This is a genomic window from Pseudoflavonifractor sp. AF19-9AC, assembly GCF_003478995.1.
Lineage (GTDB): Bacteria > Bacillota > Clostridia > Oscillospirales > Oscillospiraceae > Lawsonibacter.
In genome coordinates, this window is sequence record NZ_QUGI01000007.1 from 29,200 (window position 1) to 48,804 (window position 19,605).

At 60.9% G+C, this 19,605-nt stretch carries 19 protein-coding genes and 1 riboswitch; of the genes, 3 read left to right on the forward strand and 16 right to left on the reverse strand.

The genetic code is table 11. The annotated features are described in order from the left end of the window. Position 1 precedes the first annotated feature (1 nt). Positions 2–101, reverse strand: a riboswitch (SAM riboswitch). 75 nt (positions 102–176) lie between these two features. From DWX58_RS11970 to DWX58_RS11980, 3 genes are all read right to left on the reverse strand, one after another. Beyond that, positions 177–1,079 carry a 3-hydroxyacyl-CoA dehydrogenase NAD-binding domain-containing protein gene (locus DWX58_RS11970; protein WP_199648825.1) on the reverse strand — a complete coding sequence of 301 codons (903 nt, stop codon included), beginning with the start codon at positions 1,077–1,079 and terminating at the stop codon, positions 177–179. Positions 1,080–1,268: 189 nt separating this feature from the next. After that, the gene (locus DWX58_RS11975; RefSeq protein ID WP_118644139.1) at positions 1,269–1,772 is read right to left on the reverse strand and encodes a GreA/GreB family elongation factor; all 504 of its coding nucleotides are present in this window, start codon (positions 1,770–1,772) and stop codon (positions 1,269–1,271) included. Between the two features lie 80 nt (positions 1,773–1,852). Further along, entirely contained in the window at positions 1,853–3,097 is a 1,245-nt protein-coding gene (locus tag DWX58_RS11980) for an adenosylhomocysteinase (RefSeq protein ID WP_118644140.1), read from the reverse strand. A gap of 175 nt (positions 3,098–3,272) precedes the next feature. Between DWX58_RS11980 and DWX58_RS11985 the strand changes: the two genes are divergently transcribed. After that, positions 3,273–4,142 (forward strand): derlin, encoded by an 870-nt coding sequence (locus tag DWX58_RS11985; protein ID WP_243093467.1) that lies wholly within the window; start codon positions 3,273–3,275, stop codon positions 4,140–4,142. A gap of 308 nt (positions 4,143–4,450) precedes the next feature. On the opposite strand, the gene DWX58_RS11990 is transcribed toward DWX58_RS11985, so the two are convergent. The 10 genes from DWX58_RS11990 to DWX58_RS12035 form a co-directional block, all read right to left on the reverse strand. Continuing rightward, complete coding sequence (locus tag DWX58_RS11990; RefSeq protein WP_118644141.1) at positions 4,451–5,023, reverse strand: SIS domain-containing protein; 573 nt, start codon at positions 5,021–5,023, stop codon at positions 4,451–4,453. After that, a complete protein-coding gene (locus DWX58_RS11995) occupies positions 5,020–6,060 on the reverse strand; it encodes a PfkB family carbohydrate kinase (protein ID WP_118644142.1) in 1,041 nt (346 codons plus the stop codon). Before DWX58_RS11995 ends, DWX58_RS11990 begins: the two co-directional genes overlap by 4 nt. Then, the gene (locus DWX58_RS12000; protein ID WP_118644143.1) at positions 6,057–7,046 is read right to left on the reverse strand and encodes a hypothetical protein; all 990 of its coding nucleotides are present in this window, start codon (positions 7,044–7,046) and stop codon (positions 6,057–6,059) included. The genes DWX58_RS11995 and DWX58_RS12000 overlap by 4 nt, the downstream gene beginning before the upstream one ends. Next, on the reverse strand, positions 7,027–7,869 hold the full coding sequence (locus tag DWX58_RS12005; RefSeq protein WP_118644144.1) for an HAD family hydrolase: 843 nt from the start codon (positions 7,867–7,869) through the stop codon (positions 7,027–7,029). Before DWX58_RS12005 ends, DWX58_RS12000 begins: the two co-directional genes overlap by 20 nt. A gap of 18 nt (positions 7,870–7,887) precedes the next feature. Next, on the reverse strand, positions 7,888–8,874 hold the full coding sequence (locus DWX58_RS12010) for a sugar phosphate isomerase/epimerase family protein (RefSeq protein ID WP_118644146.1): 987 nt from the start codon (positions 8,872–8,874) through the stop codon (positions 7,888–7,890). 13 nt (positions 8,875–8,887) lie between these two features. Continuing rightward, entirely contained in the window at positions 8,888–9,925 is a 1,038-nt protein-coding gene (locus tag DWX58_RS12015; RefSeq protein WP_347559174.1) for a Gfo/Idh/MocA family oxidoreductase, read from the reverse strand. Between the two features lie 93 nt (positions 9,926–10,018). Beyond that, on the reverse strand, positions 10,019–11,011 hold the full coding sequence (locus DWX58_RS12020; protein ID WP_118644148.1) for an ABC transporter permease: 993 nt from the start codon (positions 11,009–11,011) through the stop codon (positions 10,019–10,021). Then, complete coding sequence (locus DWX58_RS12025) at positions 10,989–12,506, reverse strand: sugar ABC transporter ATP-binding protein (RefSeq protein ID WP_243093469.1); 1,518 nt, start codon at positions 12,504–12,506, stop codon at positions 10,989–10,991. Before DWX58_RS12025 ends, DWX58_RS12020 begins: the two co-directional genes overlap by 23 nt. A gap of 158 nt (positions 12,507–12,664) precedes the next feature. Beyond that, positions 12,665–13,774 (reverse strand): sugar ABC transporter substrate-binding protein, encoded by a 1,110-nt coding sequence (locus tag DWX58_RS12030; protein ID WP_118644152.1) that lies wholly within the window; start codon positions 13,772–13,774, stop codon positions 12,665–12,667. 78 nt (positions 13,775–13,852) lie between these two features. Continuing rightward, complete coding sequence (locus DWX58_RS12035; RefSeq protein WP_118644154.1) at positions 13,853–14,872, reverse strand: LacI family DNA-binding transcriptional regulator; 1,020 nt, start codon at positions 14,870–14,872, stop codon at positions 13,853–13,855. A gap of 234 nt (positions 14,873–15,106) precedes the next feature. Here DWX58_RS12035 and DWX58_RS12040 point away from each other — a divergent pair, with 234 nt between their 5' ends. After that, positions 15,107–16,057 carry an ROK family protein gene (locus DWX58_RS12040; RefSeq protein ID WP_118644156.1) on the forward strand — a complete coding sequence of 317 codons (951 nt, stop codon included), beginning with the start codon at positions 15,107–15,109 and terminating at the stop codon, positions 16,055–16,057. A gap of 370 nt (positions 16,058–16,427) precedes the next feature. Here the strand turns inward: DWX58_RS12040 and DWX58_RS12045 are convergent, their stop codons facing one another. The 3 genes from DWX58_RS12045 to DWX58_RS12055 are packed head-to-tail and all read right to left on the reverse strand — an operon-like array spanning position 16,428 to position 17,924. Continuing rightward, positions 16,428–17,144 carry a sigma-70 family RNA polymerase sigma factor gene (locus DWX58_RS12045; RefSeq protein ID WP_243093473.1) on the reverse strand — a complete coding sequence of 239 codons (717 nt, stop codon included), beginning with the start codon at positions 17,142–17,144 and terminating at the stop codon, positions 16,428–16,430. Continuing rightward, a complete protein-coding gene (gene spoIIAB / locus DWX58_RS12050; protein ID WP_118644158.1) occupies positions 17,141–17,578 on the reverse strand; it encodes an anti-sigma F factor in 438 nt (145 codons plus the stop codon). Before spoIIAB ends, DWX58_RS12045 begins: the two co-directional genes overlap by 4 nt. Before the next feature lie 40 nt (positions 17,579–17,618). Beyond that, positions 17,619–17,924, reverse strand: coding sequence for an STAS domain-containing protein (locus tag DWX58_RS12055; protein WP_118644160.1), 306 nt, complete (start codon positions 17,922–17,924; stop codon positions 17,619–17,621). Positions 17,925–18,226: 302 nt separating this feature from the next. Here DWX58_RS12055 and DWX58_RS12060 point away from each other — a divergent pair, with 302 nt between their 5' ends. Beyond that, positions 18,227–19,564: an MATE family efflux transporter gene (locus DWX58_RS12060; RefSeq protein ID WP_158579278.1), complete on the forward strand. Its 1,338-nt coding sequence runs from the start codon at positions 18,227–18,229 to the stop codon at positions 19,562–19,564. Positions 19,565–19,605 lie beyond the last annotated feature (41 nt).

The following is a 19,605-nucleotide window of genomic DNA, read 5'->3' on the forward strand; positions in this document are numbered from 1 at the left end:
ACCCTCATCTTGCGATACACTACCGCCGGATTTGGCACCTTGCCCGAAGGCAGGTTGCCGTGGCGTCATGGGGCCGGTCCCTCAGCCACTCTTGATAAGGCTATGGAATTGTACTGGATGATTATATCAGGTTTCCCGGCGTTGTCAACCGTTTTCCTGCCTATGGGACAAAATTCTTACTCCTCGCACAGGTGGTGCTCCCGGGTCAGAGCGGGGTTGACGCCCATCTTCTTGCCGTCCTCATAGAGGTAGAAGCCGGCGCCGCTCTTGCGGCCCAGGAAGCCGGCGGTGACCATCTTCCGCAGCAGCATGGAGGGGTGGTACTTGGCGCCGTACTCCTTGTCCATAACCATCATCACGTTGAGCAGGATATCCAGACCCACCATGTCCGCCAGCTCCAGGGGACCCATGGGGTGGTTGCAGCCCAGCTTCATGCCGTTGTCCACGTCCTCCACGGTACCGATGAAGGAGCCCACAATGACGCAGGCCTCGTTGAGCATGGGCAGCAGGGCGCGGTTGACGATAAAGCCCGGCTTGTCGTCGGAGAGGATGAGGGTCTTGCCCAGCCGCTCGCCCACTTCCTTGATCTCGTCCAGCACCGCCTGATCGGTGAGCAGGCCGAAGATGACCTCACAAAGGCGCATCTTGGGCACGGGAGAGAAGAAGTGCATGCCCACCACGCGGGAGGGGCGCTTGGTGGCGGCGCCCAGAGCGGTGAGGGAGATGGAGGAGGTGTTGGAGGCGAAAATGGTCTCCGGGGGGCAGATCTCCTCCAGAGCGCTGAACACCGCCTGCTTGGCCTCCAGATTCTCATAGATGGCCTCAATGACCAGCTGGGCCTCCCGGGCGCTCTCCATGGTGGTGTCGAAGCTCAGGCGGCTCATGGCCTCCTCGCAGGCCTCCTGGGTCATGCGGCCCTTCTCCACGTCCCGGTTCAGGGCGCGCTGAATGCCCACTTTGGCCCGATCCAGGGCCTCTTGCCGCTGGTCGTTCAAAATGACGTCATATCCGTTGGTAATGGCGGTCTGGGCGATGCCGCTGCCCATCAGACCGGCGCCTACCACGAAAATCTTCTGAATTGCCATGCAATATTCCCCTTTTCATTCATTTTTGTCTCTTGTTTGTCCGCTCCTCCGCCCTTCCAGCTGCGAAGAAGCATTCTCTATGCGCCGCTATCTTATCACAGCACCCCGCGCATGTCTCCGCATAAATGGGCCTAAAATCCTCTTATCTTGACCTTCCCCGCTGAATTTAGCGGGCACTTTCCTTTAGTAGCGGTTTAATGCCACGCTGCCGTCGTCCGTACCCTTCTCAATGGCTCGCACTTGGGCATAGTAGCCATAATCGGGGCTGACCTGGACAAAAAAGCGCTCTCCCACCTTTTTCCCCATCAGGACGCTCCCCATGGGGGACTCCTTGCTGATGAGGCCGTGGAGCACATCCTGCCGCACGGTGGTGACAATCTGCCAGGTTTCCTCCTCGTCATCCTCCTCCAGATACACCGTCACCTTGTCGTAAAGGCCCACCGTGTCGGCATCTGAGTTGTCCCGGATGACTACGGCGGTCTTGATCATATTCTCCAGGAAACGGATGCACTTCTCGTTCTTGTTCTTCTCCTGCTTGGCCGCCTTGTACTCAAAATTCTCGCTGAGATCTCCGAAGGAGCGGGCCACCTTCACCTCCTCCAGAAGCTGGGGCCGCAGGGTGATCCGGCGGTAGTCCAGCTCCTCCTTCATCTTCTGAATGTCAATTTCGGTTAACTCATTGTGCACGGCTTCGCCGGCTCCTTTCCCATGCAGGCTTTCTGCTCCGTGTCAGGTATCCCTGGCCCACATTCTGCATTCTGCATTCTTTACGCTTCCCAGCCCGCCAGATATTCCTTCTGCTCCTGGGTGAGGGTATCAATGGCCAGACCCATGGCGGCCAGCTTCACCCGGCCGATCTGGTCATCGATCTCCTCGGGCACCTCATAGACCTTCTTTTCCAGGCTGCCCTGATGCTTGGCCAGCCACTCCAGGGACAGGGCCTGCACCGCGAAGGACATGTCCATAATCTCCGCCGGGTGTCCGTTGCCCGCGGCCAGGTTGACCAGCCGTCCCTCGGCCAGCACGTTGAGGGTGCGGCCGTCGGGAAGGCGGAAGCCCTCGATGTTCTCCCGCCGTGGGAACCGCTCCACCGCCATGGCACCCAGGGCGGCCACATCCACCTCGCAGTCGAAGTGGCCAGAGTTGCAGAGGATGGCGTTGTCCTTCATCACCTGGAAGTGGCGCCCCACGATGACGTCCTTGCAGCCGGTAGCGGTGACGAAGATATCGCCGTACTTGGCCGCCTCGTCCATGGGCATGACCTGGAAGTTCTCCATGGTGGCCTCCAGCGCCTTGAAGGGGTCCACCTCGGTGATGATAACCTGGGCGCCCATGCCCTTGGCCCGCATGGCGATGCCCTTGCCGCACCAGCCGTAGCCTGCCACAACCACCGTCTTGCCCGCCACCATCAGGTTGGTGGTGTGCATGATGGCATCCCAGGAGGACTGGCCGGTGCCGTACTTGTTGTCGTAGTAGTGCTTGGCCTTGGCGTCGTTCACCGCCATCATGGGGCAGGGCAGGATGCCCGCCTTCTCCCGGGCTTGGAGGCGGTGGATGCCGGTGGTGGTCTCCTCACAGCCGCCGATGAGCCGGTCGGCGTATTGGGCACACTTTCCGCCCAGCAGCTGAATGAGGTCTCCGCCATCGTCCACGATGAGATGGGGACGGCACTTCAGGGTCTCCACCAGCAGATCCTCATAACCCTGCATGTCCACGCCGTGGACGCCGTAGGTATCCACGCCCAAATCGGCCATGGCGGCGGCCACATCGTCCCGGGTGGAGAGGGGGTTGCAGCCGGTGAGATGGACGTCGGCGCCGCCCTCCCGCAGCACCAGCCCCAGATTGGCGGTCTTGGCCTCCAGGTGGACGGAGACGGCAATGGTCAGTCCGGCAAAGGGCTTCTCCCGGCGGAAGCGCTCCTCAATGCCGCTGAGGGCGGGCATGAAGTCCCGCACCCACTGAATTTTCTGATGGCCCGAGGGGGCCAGGGACATATCCTTCACAATGCTCATTGGAACAAACTCCTTTCGGCGGGCCTGGGCGGCCCGTGGCAAGATTATTGTATCACAGCCGCTAACCGGAAGAAAGTGCACCTTAAAAATGTTTACAGATTTGTCATGGACTTTTCCCCAAAAAGCGGGTACAATGAACGGTACTGTACCAATCACTTCCCAAGGAGGTCTGTCCATGAAGGCTATTTCCCGACGCCTGGACCGCTTTTGCTACAATCATCCCAATTTCGGCATTCCCAATCTGATGCTTTACATCTCCGCGGGCACCGCTTTGGTCTATGTGGCCAACCTGCTGACCAACAACGCTGTGATCTCCTGGCTGTCCTTCATGCCCGGCATGATTTTCCAGCATTTCCAGGTCTGGCGTATCCTCACCTTTGTTCTGGTCCCTCTGGACCAATCCCCCCTCTGGTTCATTCTGACCACCTACCTCTACTACTCCCTGGGTACCACGCTGGAGCAGCGCTGGGGATCGGCAAAATTCACCGTCTTTTACGGCCTGGGCATCCTGCTCAACGTGATCTACGGCATGATCATCTACTTCATCATGGGGCAGCCCGTCTACCTGGAACTGGCCAACATGCATTATATCAACATGTCCCTGTTCCTCTCCTTCGCCACCCTGTACCCCGACGTCCGCTTCCTGGTCTATTTCATCATCCCAGTCAAGGGCAAGTGGCTGGCCTGGATTGACGTGGCTTACATGGCCTATCATGTGTTCGTCTACTTCTCCGCCGGTCTGTGGTTCTGGGGCCTGCTGCCTGTGGTGGCCACCTTGAACTACCTCATCTTCTTCTGGGAGGACCTCACCGACGCCCTGCGCTGCGGCCAGGCCCGCGCCGCCCACCGGGTCAATCCCCAGACCATCAACTTCAAGAAGGCACAAAAAGAAGTCCAGCAGCGCAAGGGCTATCTCCACAAGTGCGCGGTGTGCGGCATCACCGATGCCGACGACCCCAACATGGAGTTCCGGTACTGCTCCAAGTGCAATGGCTATTACTGCTACTGCATGAATCACATCAACAACCACACTCACGTGCAGTAACCTGGTCCTCGTATTCCCCAAATCTCCGCCGTCCGGGGGAATCCCCCCGCCGGACTGATCTTCCAGATTTCTGAATCCCCGGCAGATACTGCTTTGGCAGTATCTGCCGGGGGTTTCTTTTCTCCCCTTTGCCGCCCCCAGGCTTCCCGACATAAATAAAAGTGACCGCAAGCCATCACAATGACTTGCGGTCACTTTCTATACACCGTATTGATGTTGTCTTTAAGGCGCAGGTTCACCTTGGATTACCTTGAGCCGAGGCCTTCTACACCGACTACACCGAAATCACAGTTGTTCTCACATCTAACTCACTGCTGCTCGTTCAGACTGGCCAGCACGTACATCATCATATGATCCAGAATCATATGTACGTCCTCCACAATCTGCATGTTGTCGATGTTGACATGGACCGCATGCTCGGCCTCCTGCAGAAGCTTGCCGCCGCTGTAGCCCACCAGGGCCACGGTTTTGGCTCCGTGCTCCCGGGCATACCGGATGGCGCGGACCACATTCTCCGAATTGCCGCTGCCCGAGATGCCGATGACCAGGTCGCCCTGGTGGAGCTTGGCCTTCAGGGGGATGACAAACACGTCGTCGTAGCTGATGTCGTTGGCGATGGCCGTCATCAGCGGTGTGTTGTCGCTGAGGCACTCAAAGTCATACTTGACCTCCTGGTTCAGGCTCACGCCCTTGCAGAAGTCGCAGACAAAGTGGGAGGCGGTGGCGGCGCTGCCACCGTTTCCGCAGATGAAGATGCGCTTGTGGTTCTGCCGGGCCTCCTCCATCAGATTCATAAGGGTGCTGACAGAGTCCAGATCCAGCTGGGCCAAAATTTTCTGCTCCGTTTCCAGATAGTCCCGGAGCTGTGGAACATAATTCATACTGATTTCCCCTCCTGATAAATCCGCAGCCGCTCCACCACCTGGGGCACGCTGGCCGAGCCGGTGACGCCCAGCTGCTGTATGGTAATGGAGGAGATGCAGCAGCCCAGGGCGGCGGCCTCCTCCTCGGTCAGGCCCAGGGTGAGCCCCAGCACAATTCCGGCACTGGAGGCGTCCCCCGCCCCCACGATGTCGATGGGGCCGGTGACGTGGACCGCAGGCACGGAAATGGCTGCCTCGTCCTGAAGCACCAGCATGCCCTGGCTGCCCCGGGTGACAAAGAAGGTGTTGCCCGTCCGGCTGCGCAGAAGCTGAGCCTGCCGGAGCAGGGCCTGAGGATCCTCCGGGGAGCCCGCCTCCTCCGGTGCCGAGGCCATCAGCTCCAGGTTGTTGCACTTGACAATCATATTCCGGAACTCACCGGAGAAGGCCCGGGAGTCCACATAGAAAATTTTCTCCGGGTGGGCCTGGGCCAGCTCGTTGAGCCGGTCCCGCACATAGTCGGTGATAACCCCCAGATTCCGCTGGCAGAACTGGTCGATGAGGATGACCGCGTCCGCCTCCCCAAGCCGCTCCTCCAGCCGCTCCAGGAGCCGCTGCTGCAGCTCCATGGACGGAGGGGCGAAATTGCGGAAGTCCAGCCGGTTCATCTCCTGCCAGCTGCCGTCGGGCTGCAGGCGCATGGGCTTGGTGTAGGTGCAGGTGCACAGCTCCCTGGTGCGCACCATGGAGGCGGTGTCCGCCCCCACGGCGTCCAGGCAGCGCTGCAGCTCGTACCCCTCACCGTCCTCGCCCATGAGGCCGATGGAGATGACCTGGGCCCCCAGGGCCCGTAGGTTGTTGGTAATGGTACCGCCGCAGCCGGCGTACATCCGCTTCTCATGGACCTGGTAGGCGGTGAGGCCGGTCTCCACCGAGGGCTCATCCCGGGCCGGGTCAATGTAGAGGTATTTGTCCAGGGTGTAGTCCCCGAACACCACAATCCGGGCTTGTCCGGTGCCCGCCAGGGCGCGGATGATGTTTTCCCCGTCGATCATAGGCTGCGCCCCTCGTCGGCCGCAAACACCGCCTTGGCCAGGTTGGGCACCGTACAGCGGTGCTCGCCCCGGACGTAGTGGCTGATGCCGCCGTCGGCCACGGTGCGGGCCAGAATGGTCTTCCAGGGCCGGAAGTAGTAGCGGGGATCGCTCTTGGGCGGGGTGGCCTGGTAGCCGTCGCTGTCGTCGATGGGCTGCAGGTCAAAGACCGCCGTGTGGAAGTGACAGATTTCCTCCCCCTCCTGCTTGGCCACGTTCCGGGCCATGGCCAGGGCCTTGAGGTAGACCTCCGGGCCCGCCACGGCGGAGCCGAAGTCCAGGAAGACGCCGTGCTCCAGGCGGGTGACGCTCTGGGCGTAGACCAGGAAGTCGGTGTAGGAGCAGGCACCCATGGCCGCGCCGTCGCAGTTGGGGTGCTCGTGAATGATGTCGTTGCCCACGCCCACGTGGACGGTGACGGGGACGCCCAGGTGGTAGCCCATGGCCAGCACGCTGGACTCCCGGTAGGGGAAGTTGTTCTCCCAGATGTAACGGCCCAGGGCCTCGCCCCAGCCGATGCCCTCCTTGGCACCCTGGACAATGATGTCATTGATGAGGCCGGTCTCATTCCAGAGGCCGAACTGTCCCTCGCTGATGTACTTGGCCACGCTCTCGCAGGTGTGGCCGATCATGGCCAGCTCAAAGTCGTGGATGGAGCCGGCGCCGTTGGTGGCAAAGTGGGTGACAAGCCCCCGCTTCATCAGCTCAATCATGTAAAGAGCGTTGCCCGTGCGGATTACGTGGGCCCCGTACATCATCAGCACGGTGGCGTCGTAGGTGCGCCGGGCCTCCACAATGGCCTGGGCCAGCTCGGGCAGCGCGGGGTGGGAAAACTCCGGGGCCGGGTCGGCGGGGTTCAGCAGAACCTTTTGAAGATCCACGTCGTGAATCCGCTGCTCCAGGGGCAGCAGATTGAGCTTGGAGCGGTCAAACTGCGGATACGGCATGACAATCCCTCCCAATGGCTTCATAAAGCTCCTGGCCCGCACGGAAATCGGGGATGATGGCGTTGGCGCCCGCCGCGATGAGGCGGCTGCGCTTCCAGTCGTTGATCCCCTGGCGGGTCTCCTCGTTGGTGGCGGCGCCGATGGCCAGACCGCCCAGGTTGGCCACCAGCTCTACCTCCACATAGCCGTCCCCGAAGGAGACCAGCTCCCGGGGCTTGATGTGTTCCTTTTCCAGCATGTCCCGGATGACCAGCTCCTTGGAGCAGGTGGTGACGGCGTCGTGGGCGCCGTGGATGCCGCCCTCAAACACGCCGTCCAGCCCCAGCAGATGGGCCTCGTAGAGTACGTCGGCCTCGTCGGTGCCGCTGGCCAGATAGCAGCGCACGCCGTGCTGCTGCAGAAGGTCGATGAAGGGGCGCACGCCGGGCACCAGATAGTCCTCCGGCCGGGCCGCTCCCGATTCCAGGGCCTGCTTCCGGCTGTGGATGCGCTCCTCCAGCCGGCGCAGGTACTCCTGCTTATACACCAGCGGGTCCCGTTCCGGCCCGCCCCGCTTCATGACTTCCTCATTGAGGCGGATGCATTGGAAAATGGTCTGTTTTCCCGTGAGGGTGTCCACAAAGTCCCGCACGCAGGTGAGAATCTGCTGGGGATCCTCCTCCGGAGCTGCCTCCTGGAGGACCTGGGCAAAGTAGGGGATCATAATGTCCTGCCAGCCCTCCCGGATGAGGCTGATGGTACCGTCAAAGTCAAACAGAGCATAGCGGATGTCGAAGTCTTTCCAGGGCCGGATAATTTCCACCTGGGACGACGTATTGTGCATGGGAATGTCCTCCAATTCTCAGTCGGTCTTCAGGGCAGAGTCAAAGGCTACGTCCGAGGGGGCGAAGTCCGCGCGCTTGGTAAACTCATAGGCCTCCTTGGCGCCGAACATGCGCTCCATGCCCGAGTCCTCCCACTCCACGGAGAGGGGACCCTGGTAGCCCATGGCGTTGAGCTCCCGGATGATGCCGTCAAAGTCCACGTCGCCGTGGCCCAGGGAGACGAAGTTCCAGCCCCGGCGCAGGTCGCCGAACTCGATGTGGCTGCCCAGGATGCCCGCCCGGCCGTCCAGGCGCACCTTCACGTCCTTCATATGGACGTGGTAGATCCGGTCGGCAAAGTCACGCAGGAACAGACAGGGATCCATGCCCTGCCATACCAGGTGGGAGGGGTCGAAGTTGATGCCCAGGGTGGGCCGGCGGTCGAAGGTGGCCAGCAGCTTCTGGGTGCTGTAATAGTCGAAGGCGATCTCGGTGGGGTGGACCTCCAGGGCGAACCTTACATCGCACCGGTCGAACTCGTCGAAGATGGGGGTCCACAGCTCCTTGATGCGGCCGAAGCCGTCGTCAATCATCTGCTGGGAGGTCTGGGGGAAGGAGTACCAGTAGGGCCAGATGGGGGAGCCGGTGAAGCCGGTGACAATGTGGACGCCCATCATCCGGGCGGCCTGGGCCACGGCCATCATCTCGTCAACGGCCCACTTGCGGATCTCCTCCGGCTTGCCCGACAGGCGGGTGGGGGCGAAGTTGTCCAGGCGGGGGTCCCAGTTGTCCCCCACGCACTGGCCGGCCAGATGGGCCCCCAGGGCCCACACCTTCAGGTTGTTTTTGGCCAGGTTTTCCTGAATGGAATCCCGGTAGGCGCCGTCCGACAGATAGCGGTGGGCGTCCAGGTGGGTGTGGCAGGCGATCTCCAGTCCGTCGTAGCCGATGCCGCCCATGATGGAGCAGAGCTTGTCAAAGGGCAAATCGCCGTACTGGCCGGTGGTAATGGTAATGGGTCTCATTGGAACAGCCTCCTTATTTCACCAGCTCCGCCTGGCCGCTCTCGCTGGAGCGCTGGTTGGCGAAGATGACCTTCATGGCGTGCAGGGCGCTCTCCCCGCTGATCATGGGCTGGTGGTCGTTGACCACCGCGTCCACAAAGGCGTCGATGATGCCGGTAGAGGTGCGGCCGCCGCTGGTCTGCTCCTTGTTGGAGGTGAGCTGGTCCAGCTGGTAGGGCACCACGGTGCCGTCCTTCTTCTCCACGATGAGGGAGTAGGTGGGGTCGTCATACATGCGCATCACGCCGTTCTGGCAGTAGAGCTTGGTGGAGTTGTCCTCAGCGCCGTAGTTGGTCCAGCTGACGTGCATGGTGCCCACGGCCCCGGTCTCCAGGGTGTAGAGGGCGATGGCGTTGTCATCCACGTCCACCAGACGGCCGTCGGGGTAGCGCTTATCCACGGTGGCCAGGGTGGCGGAGGTTTTCACGATCTTTTTGCCGGTGAGGTAGTAGAGCAGGTCGGTCTTGTGTACGCCCAGATCCGCCATGACGCCAAACTGAGCGGTCTTCTTGTCGAAGAACCAGGAGTTGGCCTGGCCGGTCCAGCCCTCGGGGCCGGGGTGGGAGAAGTGGGTCTCAAAGGTGAGAACCTCGCCCATCTCGCCGCTGTCCAGAATCTCCTTAGCCTTCACATGGGCCTTGGCCAGACGTTGGTTGAGACCGATCATCAGGTACTTGCCGGCCTCACGGGCGGCCTCCACCATGGCCTCGCAGTCCTCCTCGGTGGTGGCCATGGGCTTTTCGCACAGCACGTGCTTGCCTGCCTTCAGGGCCTGGATGCTGATGGCGGCATGGAACCGGTTTGCCACACACACGCTGACCGCGTCCACGTCACTGGCCAGCAACTCCTCCACCGAGGCGAAGGCTTTCCCGCCGTACTCCTTGGCCAGAGCCTGGGCCTTTTCCGGCACCACGTCGTAAAAGCCAGCAATTTCACAGTGAGGATTCTCGTGGTACTCAGGGGCGTGGCGGACCTCGGTGATCTTGCCGCAGCCGATAATTCCTACTTTCATAATAACCTCCATTTCCCGCCGGACCGTGTCCGGCAACGGTAGATTCCAACCGTCTGGCCCCGGCTTTTGTCCGGGGCCAGACGCTGCGTTTATTTAGTGGCGCTTGTTCTGGAAGTTCTGCATGAGAACGGCCAGGACGATGATGGCGGCGCTGATGGCACCGTTGAGGTAGGAGGAGACGTTGGCGGCGGTGAGGATGTTGCTGATGATCTTGAACATCAGAACGCCCAGGAAGGTGCCCATGATCTTACCGCGGCCGCCGCTCATGGAGGTACCGCCGATGGCCACGGCCGCGATGGCGTCCATCTCCCAGCTCATGGCGGCGGAGGCGGCAGCCACAGCGGTCATGCGGGAGGCATAGAGCAGGCTGGCCACGCCGCACATGGCGCCGGTGACCATATAGGTGATGATCTTCACGCCGTCCACGTTGATGCCGGATAGGCGGGCGGACTTCTCGTTGCTGCCCACGGCGAAGATGTGCTTGCCCAGCTTGGTCTTCTTCATGACGATGTCAAAGATGATGACCGCCGCAATGAAGATGATCATGAGGTAGGGAATCTTGAAGTTGGGACCCAGCTGGATGCCGCCCACGGCCAGCTGACGGAAGCGGTCGTAGATGGACTTATCCACGGTGAAGGGGCCGGCGGCGCCGTAGTAGTTGATGATGGCGCGGCAGGCGCTCATGCTGGCCAGGGTAGCTACCATGGCGGGCATGCCGCCCTTGGTGACCAGCAGGCCGTTGACGGCGCCGATGGCCAGGCCGAAGGCCACGCAGAACAGCAGCATGAGAAAGATGCTACCCGTGGCGTTCAGGGCCCAGATGCCGAAGCCGCCGATGATAGCCACCTGGGAGCCCACGGAGATGTCGATGAGGCCGGCGCCAATGACCATGGTCATGCCCAGTGCGATGAGGCCAATCATGCTGCCCTGAACGAAGAGGTTGGAAATGTTGCTCCAGGTAAAGAAGTTCTTGTTGACGCAGGCGCCGATGATGACCAGCAGGATGAAGGACAGTACAAAGCTGTACTCCCGGGTCAGCGCACGGCCCAGGCTCTTTGCGGTGTCAGCATTCAGTCGTTTTTCCATCTTTCAGACCCTCCAAATTCGCTCCGGTGGAGTAATACATAATGTTTTTCTCGGTCAAGTCCTCCCGGCTTAGCCGGGCGTTGCACATGCCCTTGTAGAGGACAATGCAGGAGTCGGCCACATTCCGAATCTCCGGAAACTCCGCGCTGAACATGATGATGGCCTTGCCGGCCTCGGCCAGACGGAGAATCAGGTGATAAATTTCGAATTTTGTACCCACGTCGATGCCCTGGGTGGGATTGTCCAGCAGGAGCACATCGGCGTCGGTCTCCAGCCACTTGCCCAGAATGACCTTCTGCTGGTTGCCGCCGGACAGCGAGGTGATGGGGTTGCGGGAGTTGCTGACCTTGATGGCCATGGCCTTCTGCTGCCGGTCAAAGCGCTGGCTCTCTTCCTTGGCACTGATAAAGGGCTTCTTGTGCAGGGCGTTTAAGTAACCCATGGACAGATTGTCCTGGACGGACAGGTCGTTGTGGATGCCGCGCTCGGGGCGGGAGCGAGGCACCATGCCCACCTTGTGGCGCATGAAGTAGCGCACCGAGCGGTCCCGGGCCTTGTTGGGCATGCGGGTTCCCTCCACATACACCTCGCCCGTGAAGGACTCCACGCCGAACAGAACATCCGCCAGGGTATCCCGGCCGGAGCCCTGAAGGCCGGTGACCGCCAGGATTTCGCCCCGGTGCAGCTCGAAGGACAGATCCTTCAGTACGCCGCTGGAGACGCCCCGCACCGACAGACACACCTCGTCGGTGGCCCGGCAGATGTGATTTTCAAACTCGTCCGCCTTCAGGTTGTGGCCGATCATCATCTCGGTGACCTGCTCCTCGTTGATGTCCTTGAAATTGCCGTGGGACACCAGCTTGCCGTCGCAGAGGATATAGTACACGTCGCAGATCTCAAACAGCTCGGGCATTTTGTGGGAGATGTAGATGAAGCTGACGCCCTCCTCCTTGAGCTGCCGCATGATTTCAAACAAATTTTCAATTTCCGCCGTGGCCAAAGCCGTGGAAGGCTCATCCATGATGATGAGCTCTGAACGGAACAGCAGGGCCCGGCCGATCTCAACCATCTGCTTCTCCGCCGCGGAGAGCTGTTCCACGACGGTGTTGGGATCGATGTCAACCTTCATGCGCCGGAAGACCTCCCGGCACTTTTCCATCATGGTTGCTTTGTTGAGAAATACCGCGTTTTTGGAAATCTCGTTTCCAAGGAACATATTTTCATAGACCCGCAGGTCGTTGCACAGATTCAATTCCTGGTGGATAAAGCGGATACCGCATTGGTCGGCGGTACGCACGCCTTTCATAACCGTTTCGTTCCCATTGATCAGGATCTTGCCGGAGACGGGGGAATACACACCGGCGAGCACGTTCATCAATGTGGATTTTCCCGCGCCGTTTTCACCCAGCAGACCCACAATTTGCCCGGGCTCCACGGTGAGATCCACATTGTCCACCGCGCGAACCGGTCCAAATTCCATTACAATGTTTTTCATCTCTAACCGCATAGCAATGGTTCCTTTCCTCGACATCTTGTTCCGGCCCCCTGACAGGCGAGCCGGCTCTTCCCGCTTTTCGGCGGCCGGATGCAGACGGGGCCGGCTGACTTTCAGCCGGCCCCGTTGAATGGTTCATTCAGATATGGACAGAAGACTTAGAAATCACCGATGGAGTAGCGCACGGCGTACTCATCGCTGGCTCTGTACTGCTCGAAGTCATAGTCAGCGCCGCCGGCGTTGCTGATGGAGAAGGAGGGGATCAGATAGATGCCGTCGGTCTCAACAGCGGTGCCGCTGAAGGGCAGGCCCATGGCGGTCTCAGCGGTGAAGTCCACGCACTCACGGATGAAGGAGGGAGCGAAGAACCAAGTGACAAACTTCACGTCCAGCTTGGTGTTCTCAAACTTCTGCAGGGTATCCTCGCGGCCGCCCACGGAGGTGATCAGCTTCACGTTCAGCTGAGCGTTGCCGGTGTAGGCGTCCAGAGCGTTCATCAGGCCGTCCACGATCTCGTCGTCATGGGTGACGATGAGGTCCAGAGACTCGATCTCTTCCTTGGTGTGGGCGTTGAGCCAGTTCTCCATCTGCTCCTGAGCTTCCTCGGTGGACCAGTTGGTCACGAAGGTCTCGTTGATCTGGTTGAACTTGTTGGCGTCAATGACCTCGTCCATACCGCCGGAGCGCTGGGAGGTAACGGTGGAGCTGTCGCCCACGAAGCGCAGGTAGTTGACCTGGTCGTCGTCAGCAAAGTAGGTGTTCAGGTACTCGCCCATCTCTTCGCCGATGCTGAAGTTGTCGCCCATCATCTGGCCCTTCAGACCCTCAAAGTCCTCAATGAGGCGGTCATAGACCACCAGGTCGATGCCGGCTTCCACGATGGTCTGAGCGGCGGAGCGGAGAGCCTCGCCCTCGGTGGGCCACAGCATGATGGCGTCGATGTCGCCGCCAGCGATCAGGTTGTCGATCTCAGTGATCTGAGCGGAGGCCTCAGCGCAGGACTTGACGACGATCTCCAGGTTGTCGTACTTCTCCATGAGAGCCTCAGCTTCCATTTCAGCGTGGCGGACGGACTCGCCAGTGAAGCCGTGGTCACCGGACAGGATAACCAAACCAATCTTGTAGGAATCGCCGGAAGCGCCGGAACCGGAGCCAGCGGCAGAACCGGAACCAGCAGCGGAGCCGGAGCTGGAGCTGTTGTTGCCGCAGCCGGCCAGCAGGGACAGGGACAGGGCAAGACTCATGGCCAATGCTAAGAACTTTTTCATGGTAATCCTCCTCATGATAAATAGTGCGGGTTTCCGCATTTATTTTACGGCCGCTCCCCGGCCGAAAAATACGCTATTTCATTCGGGACGAACCCCGCCCGGCGCGGGGCAGGTGGACTCGCGGGCCACAAAGCCGTGGGGAAGAATCACATTGCGGTTCTCCAGCGTTCCGGTGGTGATGATCTGGTGGAGCATCTCAATGGCATGTTCTCCCAGCTCGGCACAGGGCTGAACCATGGTGGTCAGGTAGGGGTGGATCATCTTGGTGTAAATTACGTCATCAAAGCCCACCACCGAGACATCCTCGGGGACGGAGATACCCAGTTCCCCAGCCACCACCACCGCCGCCAGGGCGATGGAGTCGCCGATACAGAAGAGGGCATCGGGGCGATCGGGCTGAGAGAGGAGCTTGCGGGCCGCCTCCAGGCTGCTCATGTAGCTGTAGCTCTCGTCTGAGCAGGCCACATAGCGGTCCTCCAGAGGGAGTCCTGCATCCGACAGGGCGTCCTGATACCCCCGCATACGCTGGAGGGTGGACATCACCCGGTTGTCAGAGCTGATCATGCCCACCTTCCGGCGGCCCAGCCCCACCAGATAGGAGGTGGCCTCATAGCCGGCCCGGTAGTTGTCCACCGAGACGTGGGCGGTGTCGCAGGGGGCGGCGTACTCACAGCACTGCACGATGGGGAAGCGGTCGCTGTATTTCTGCAGCCACCGGGCGTCCCGGTTGATGTGCAGCAGGATGGCGCCGTCGGCACGGTTGCAGTCAATGGCCTCGCTGAGCAGGGCCTCGGGGTTGCGCCCCTCAGTGCTGCACAGGAAGAGGTTATAGCCCAGGGCCTGGGCCCGTTCGTTGATTCCGTCAAATACGTTGGCGTAGTATGGGTTTGTAATATTTGGAAGCAGTACCAAAACCGTCTTGCTCTCGTTGCGCCGCAGGTTCCGTGCCTGCTGGTTTGGTACATAGGACATCTCCTGAATGGTCTGCCGGACAATCTGCGCGGTGGATTCGGCCACCAGATTGCTGTTATTCATAACCCGGGAAACCGTGGCTACGGAGACGCCGGCTGCTTTCGCGACATCAGCAATCGTTACCATATATGTAATCCTTTACATTTTCTGTTTTCTATATATTATCAAAAATTGTAATCCATTTCAATGTGCAAATCCAACATATTATTTTCCTGCTTTTTGGGGGAAGAATACAAAGTTTTTCTCCGAGGGTGTTTCTTTTTAATCTGACGTGACGAACCGAGGGGACTGTGCTATGATTTCCGTAACAACAGAAAAAGGCGGGCTGAGGAAAGCCCGCCCCTTGGAGGAGGAAACGTCATGGAGAAGTATGGAGTGGGAGCCTCGGCGGGTCCCTATTATCTGGCCGTCGAAATTGGCGGCACCAAGCAGCAGATGGCGGTGGGCACAGCGGATGGCCGGATTGCAGAGCGCCGGCAGGTCAAGCTGGGCGCGGCCACCACAGCACAGAACATTCTCCGGTGGATCAAGGAGACGGGAGAAGAGCTCCGGACAGCCTGGGATATCCAGGGAATTGGCGTCGGCTTCGGCGGCCCCATCGATCCCGATACCGGTGTCATTGTGTGTTCCCTGCAGGTGGAGGGCTGGAATCAGTTTCCGCTGCGCGCCTGGTTTCAGGAGACCTTTTCCCTCCCCAGCCGTGTACTCAATGACACGGTGACCGGAGGACTGGGGGAGCTGTACTGCGGAGCCGGACGGGGCAGCAGGCGGCTTTTCTATACCAACATCGGCACGGGTATTGGCGGCGGCCTCTATTGGGACGGCGGCTTCGGAGCCAGTTCCCTGGGTTACGTCTGGGTGCCGGACTGGACCGCCCAGCAGACCGGAGCGGAGACCCGGCTGGAATATCTGTGTGCCGGTCCCTTTATTGAAAAGCGTCTGAATACGCCGGGCTATGTGCCGGAGGGCTCCCTGCTGGCAGCTCGTGAGAAGCCGCTGACCTGTCTGGATTTGGCTCATGGTGTGGAGCAGGGGGACCCCTTCTCTTGTCAGGAGCTGGATCGGGTGGCCAAGACCTTTTCCCTGGGCCTGGCGGATATGCTGGCCCTGGCCTTCCCGGAGCGGATTGTAATCGGGGGCGGCGTGGCCAAAATGGGCGAAATTCTGTTTTCCCGCCTGCGGACCTTTACCGGGCAGTGTGCCTTTGTGGCCGACGTGGATCGTTTCCAGATTGTACCCAGCCAGCTGATGGATGACGCAGTCCTGGTTGGCGGTCTGCTGCTGGCGGGTGGGCCTGTAAACGGTGTTTGAAGGGCGGCATCCCGCAGATGAACGTGTAGAAACCATATGACTTGTTGTTTTCCCGCTAAGCCGCCCCTGGGCTCCGAGGATTTGCTTGCGCAAATTCTCTATCCTTCCGGCCTCCTTTGCGCGATTTTAACAGGGAGTCCCGCTCCATTAACGATCTTTTAATTTGTTCTTTGCTATAATAAAGTCAATCGGAAGCGTTCCGGCCCCGCTCAGGTGCCCGTCCCGCTTCCCGGCAGCCGATCTCCCTCACTGAATTTCGGTTGTTTTCTCCGCAGACGTGTGCCGGTTGTTCTCTCTCTCCTAACAATCGGCCCCGTTGTGGAACATGCCGGCAGCCCCCCTTCCGCCAAAGGGGGGCTGCTTTTTTGTCCTATGGGGTCAACTCCTGCCGCAGCCGCTCCAGCGCCCGGCGCTCCAGCCGGGACACCTGGACCTGAGAGACTCCCACCACCCGGGCCGTCTGCACCTGGGTCATCCCCCGGTAGTAGCGCAGCAGCAGCACCTGCTGCTCCCGCTCCGGCAGGGCTGCCAGCGCTGTGCGCAGGGTCATCCGCTCCACCAGGCCTTCCTCCTCGCTGCCTGCGGTGAGGATTCCCTCCAGGGTAAGGCCGTTTTCTCCCGTCTCCGCCTGGAGGGAGATGACCGGCTCCACCGCCGTCTCGGCGGCGGCAATTTCCTCGGGAGTGAGCCCGGTCTCCTCTGCCAGCTCGGACAGACTGGGCTCCCGGCCCAGCTGGGCGCACAGTCGGGTCCGGGCGCCCCGGACACTGACGCCCCGCTCCTTCAGGCCCCGGCTCACTTTCACCGGTCCGTCGTCCCGGAGGAAACGGCGGATCTCCCCGGCGATTTTAGGCACCGCGTAGGTGGAAAACTGGGTGCCGTACTGGGGATCGAAGCCCTGCACCGCCTTGAGAAAGCCCATGCACCCCAGCTGGTACAGGTCGTCCGGCTCCACCCCCCGGCCGTAGTAGCGGCGCACCACGCTCCAGATGAGGCCGTTATTTTCCTCCAGCACCTGCTCGCAGGCCCGGCTGTCCCCCTCCCGGGCCGCCTGAAGAAGCTCTGCGGCGGACAGCGTGCCGCTCACCGCCCTGCCCGGCGGGCAATTTTCCGCCGCATGGTCACTGTGGTCCCCTTTCCAGGGACGGAGCGCACCTTCAGCGTATCCATAAAGCTCTCCATAATGGTAAAGCCCATGCCCGCCCGCTCCTGATTTCCGGTGGTGAACAGGGGCTCCCGGGCCTTTTCCACGTCCTCAATGCCCACTCCCCAGTCCTTCACCACGATCTCCAGGGCGTGGCCCTCCAGCAGGGCCACGCGCATGACGATCTTCCCGATACGGTCGGGGTAGGCGTGGACAATGGCGTTGGTCACCGCCTCGCTGACGGCGGTTTTCACGTCGTTGACCTCCTCCAGGGTGGGGTCCAGCTGGGCGGCAAAGCAGGCGGCCGCCGCCCGGGCAAAGCTCTCGTTGGCGGAGCGGCTGGGAAACTCCAGCGACACATAGTTTTCTTTTTTCATTATGTACGTCCTCCTCGGTATGGAAATGGGTGGGGCCACACTACTCAAAGCGGATCATCCGCTCCAGCCCCGCGGCCCGAAAGACCTTCTCCGCCTGGGCCGGGGTGCCCACCACCCGCATGGAGCCCTGAATCTGCCCCATCCTGCGCCAGGCCCGAAGCAGCACCGCAATTCCCGAGCTGTCCGTAAAGGTGAGCCCCTTCAAATCCACTGTCAGCTGACGGGGCAGGGCCTGGTCAATCCGCCCCTCCAGCTCCTCCATGACGGCCTTGGCCTCGTGGTGGTCCAGTTCCCCGGACACCGTCGCTATGAGGGTCCTCCCCTCCTCCCGGCAGGTCACCGGCATATGCCACCGCTCCTTTCTCTCCCGTTCCGGAGTCCGCTTTCGCCTCTCCGGTATCCTCTGGGTATAAAATCGGTATTTGATTTCAGATTTTAACGTCATGATTATAGGACAGGCCCCAGGTCGGAACCGGGCGTTTTCTGTCCCCACGGGAAATTCCCCCTGGGGATTTGGGTTTCTGCTCCGGGGCATCCTAATAAGGGCCCCGGCAAAAGAAGTCTTTGCAATGGGAGCCTGTTTGGCGTATCATGAAACCGAACAGGCCGCCTCTGCGGCCCCGTACCACGTCCACAGGAGGTCATGCCGTGTCCCGCCCGCTCCACCTCACCTCCGGCCCCATCACCTCCCAGCTGCTGGGGCTGTGTCTGCCTCTGCTGTGCGCCAATGTGCTGCAGCAGCTCTACAACATTGCAAACTCCCTCATCGTCACCCGGTACATCGGCGGACAGGCCTTCGCCGCCCTGGGCGTGGCCGAGAGCGTGATGAACCTCTATATTTATGTCATTACCGGGGCCTGCATGGGCTCCTCCGTCCTCATCGCCCAGTTTTACGGCGAGGGGGACATGGCCAAGCTGCGCCGGCAGCTCTATGTCTCCGCCGTCCTCATCGGCGGGTGTACCCTCACCGCCGTGGTTCTGGGACAGCTCTTTCTCCCCCAGCTCCTCGCCCTCATTCAGACGCCCCAGGAGCTGATGGCCGACGCCGCCCACTACCTGCGGGTCATCCTGGCAGGGATGGTCTTCACCTTTGCCTACAACTATCTGGCCTCCACCCTGCGGGCGGTGGGCGACACCCGGGCGGCGCTGTACTTTCTGCTCCTCTCCCTGGGCTACAACCTGATTGCCGCCTGGCTGCTGGTGGCCGTGCTGGACCTGGGCATCACCGGCACCGCTCTGGCCACCGCCTCCGCCCAGTTCCTCTCCGCCCTGCTGTGCGCCCTCTATATCAAAAAACGCCGCCCCTTCCTGGCCATCACCCGGCAGGATGCCCGGCTGGACGCCACCCTCATCCGCCGCACCAGCAGCTACGCCGCCGTGGCCGCTTTGCAGCAGTCCAGCCTCTACCTGGGCAAGCTGCTCATCCAAAGTGCCGTCAACGGCATCAGCCTGGTGGACTCCGCGCCCATCTCCGCCTTTGCTGCCGCCACAAGGGTAGAAAACTTCACCCAGGCCTTCGGCATCAGCGGCTGTGAGGCCATCGCCATCTTTGTGGCTCAGAACGTGGGGGCCGGGGACCGGAAGCGGGCATTGCAGGGCTTTGCCCGGGGGGCCGGGATGGTGCTGAGCACCGGAGCGTTTTTTGCTCTGCTGCTGTTTTTTGCCGGTGTTCCCCTCTCTTCCCTCTTTCTCCAGCCGGGCAGCCGGGATGCGGCGCTGTGCGCCTCCTACCTGCGAAACATCGCCCTCTTCTACCTTCTCTCCTTCACCGGCCACACCTTTGTGGGCTGGTTCCGGGGCACCGGCCGCATGAACATCACCTTCTGGGGCACGACCCTTCAGATTGTCGTGCGGGTGACCGCCTCCTACCTCCTGGTGGACTCCCTGGGTCTGGACGCAGTGGCCTTTGCCACCGGAGGCGGCTGGGTGCTGATCGTGGTATTCCAGCTGACTGTTTTCTTCCTGGAGCGCCGAAAACAGACATAAAAAAACCGCTGCCCGAAAAGGCAGCGGTTTTTTATGCAGTT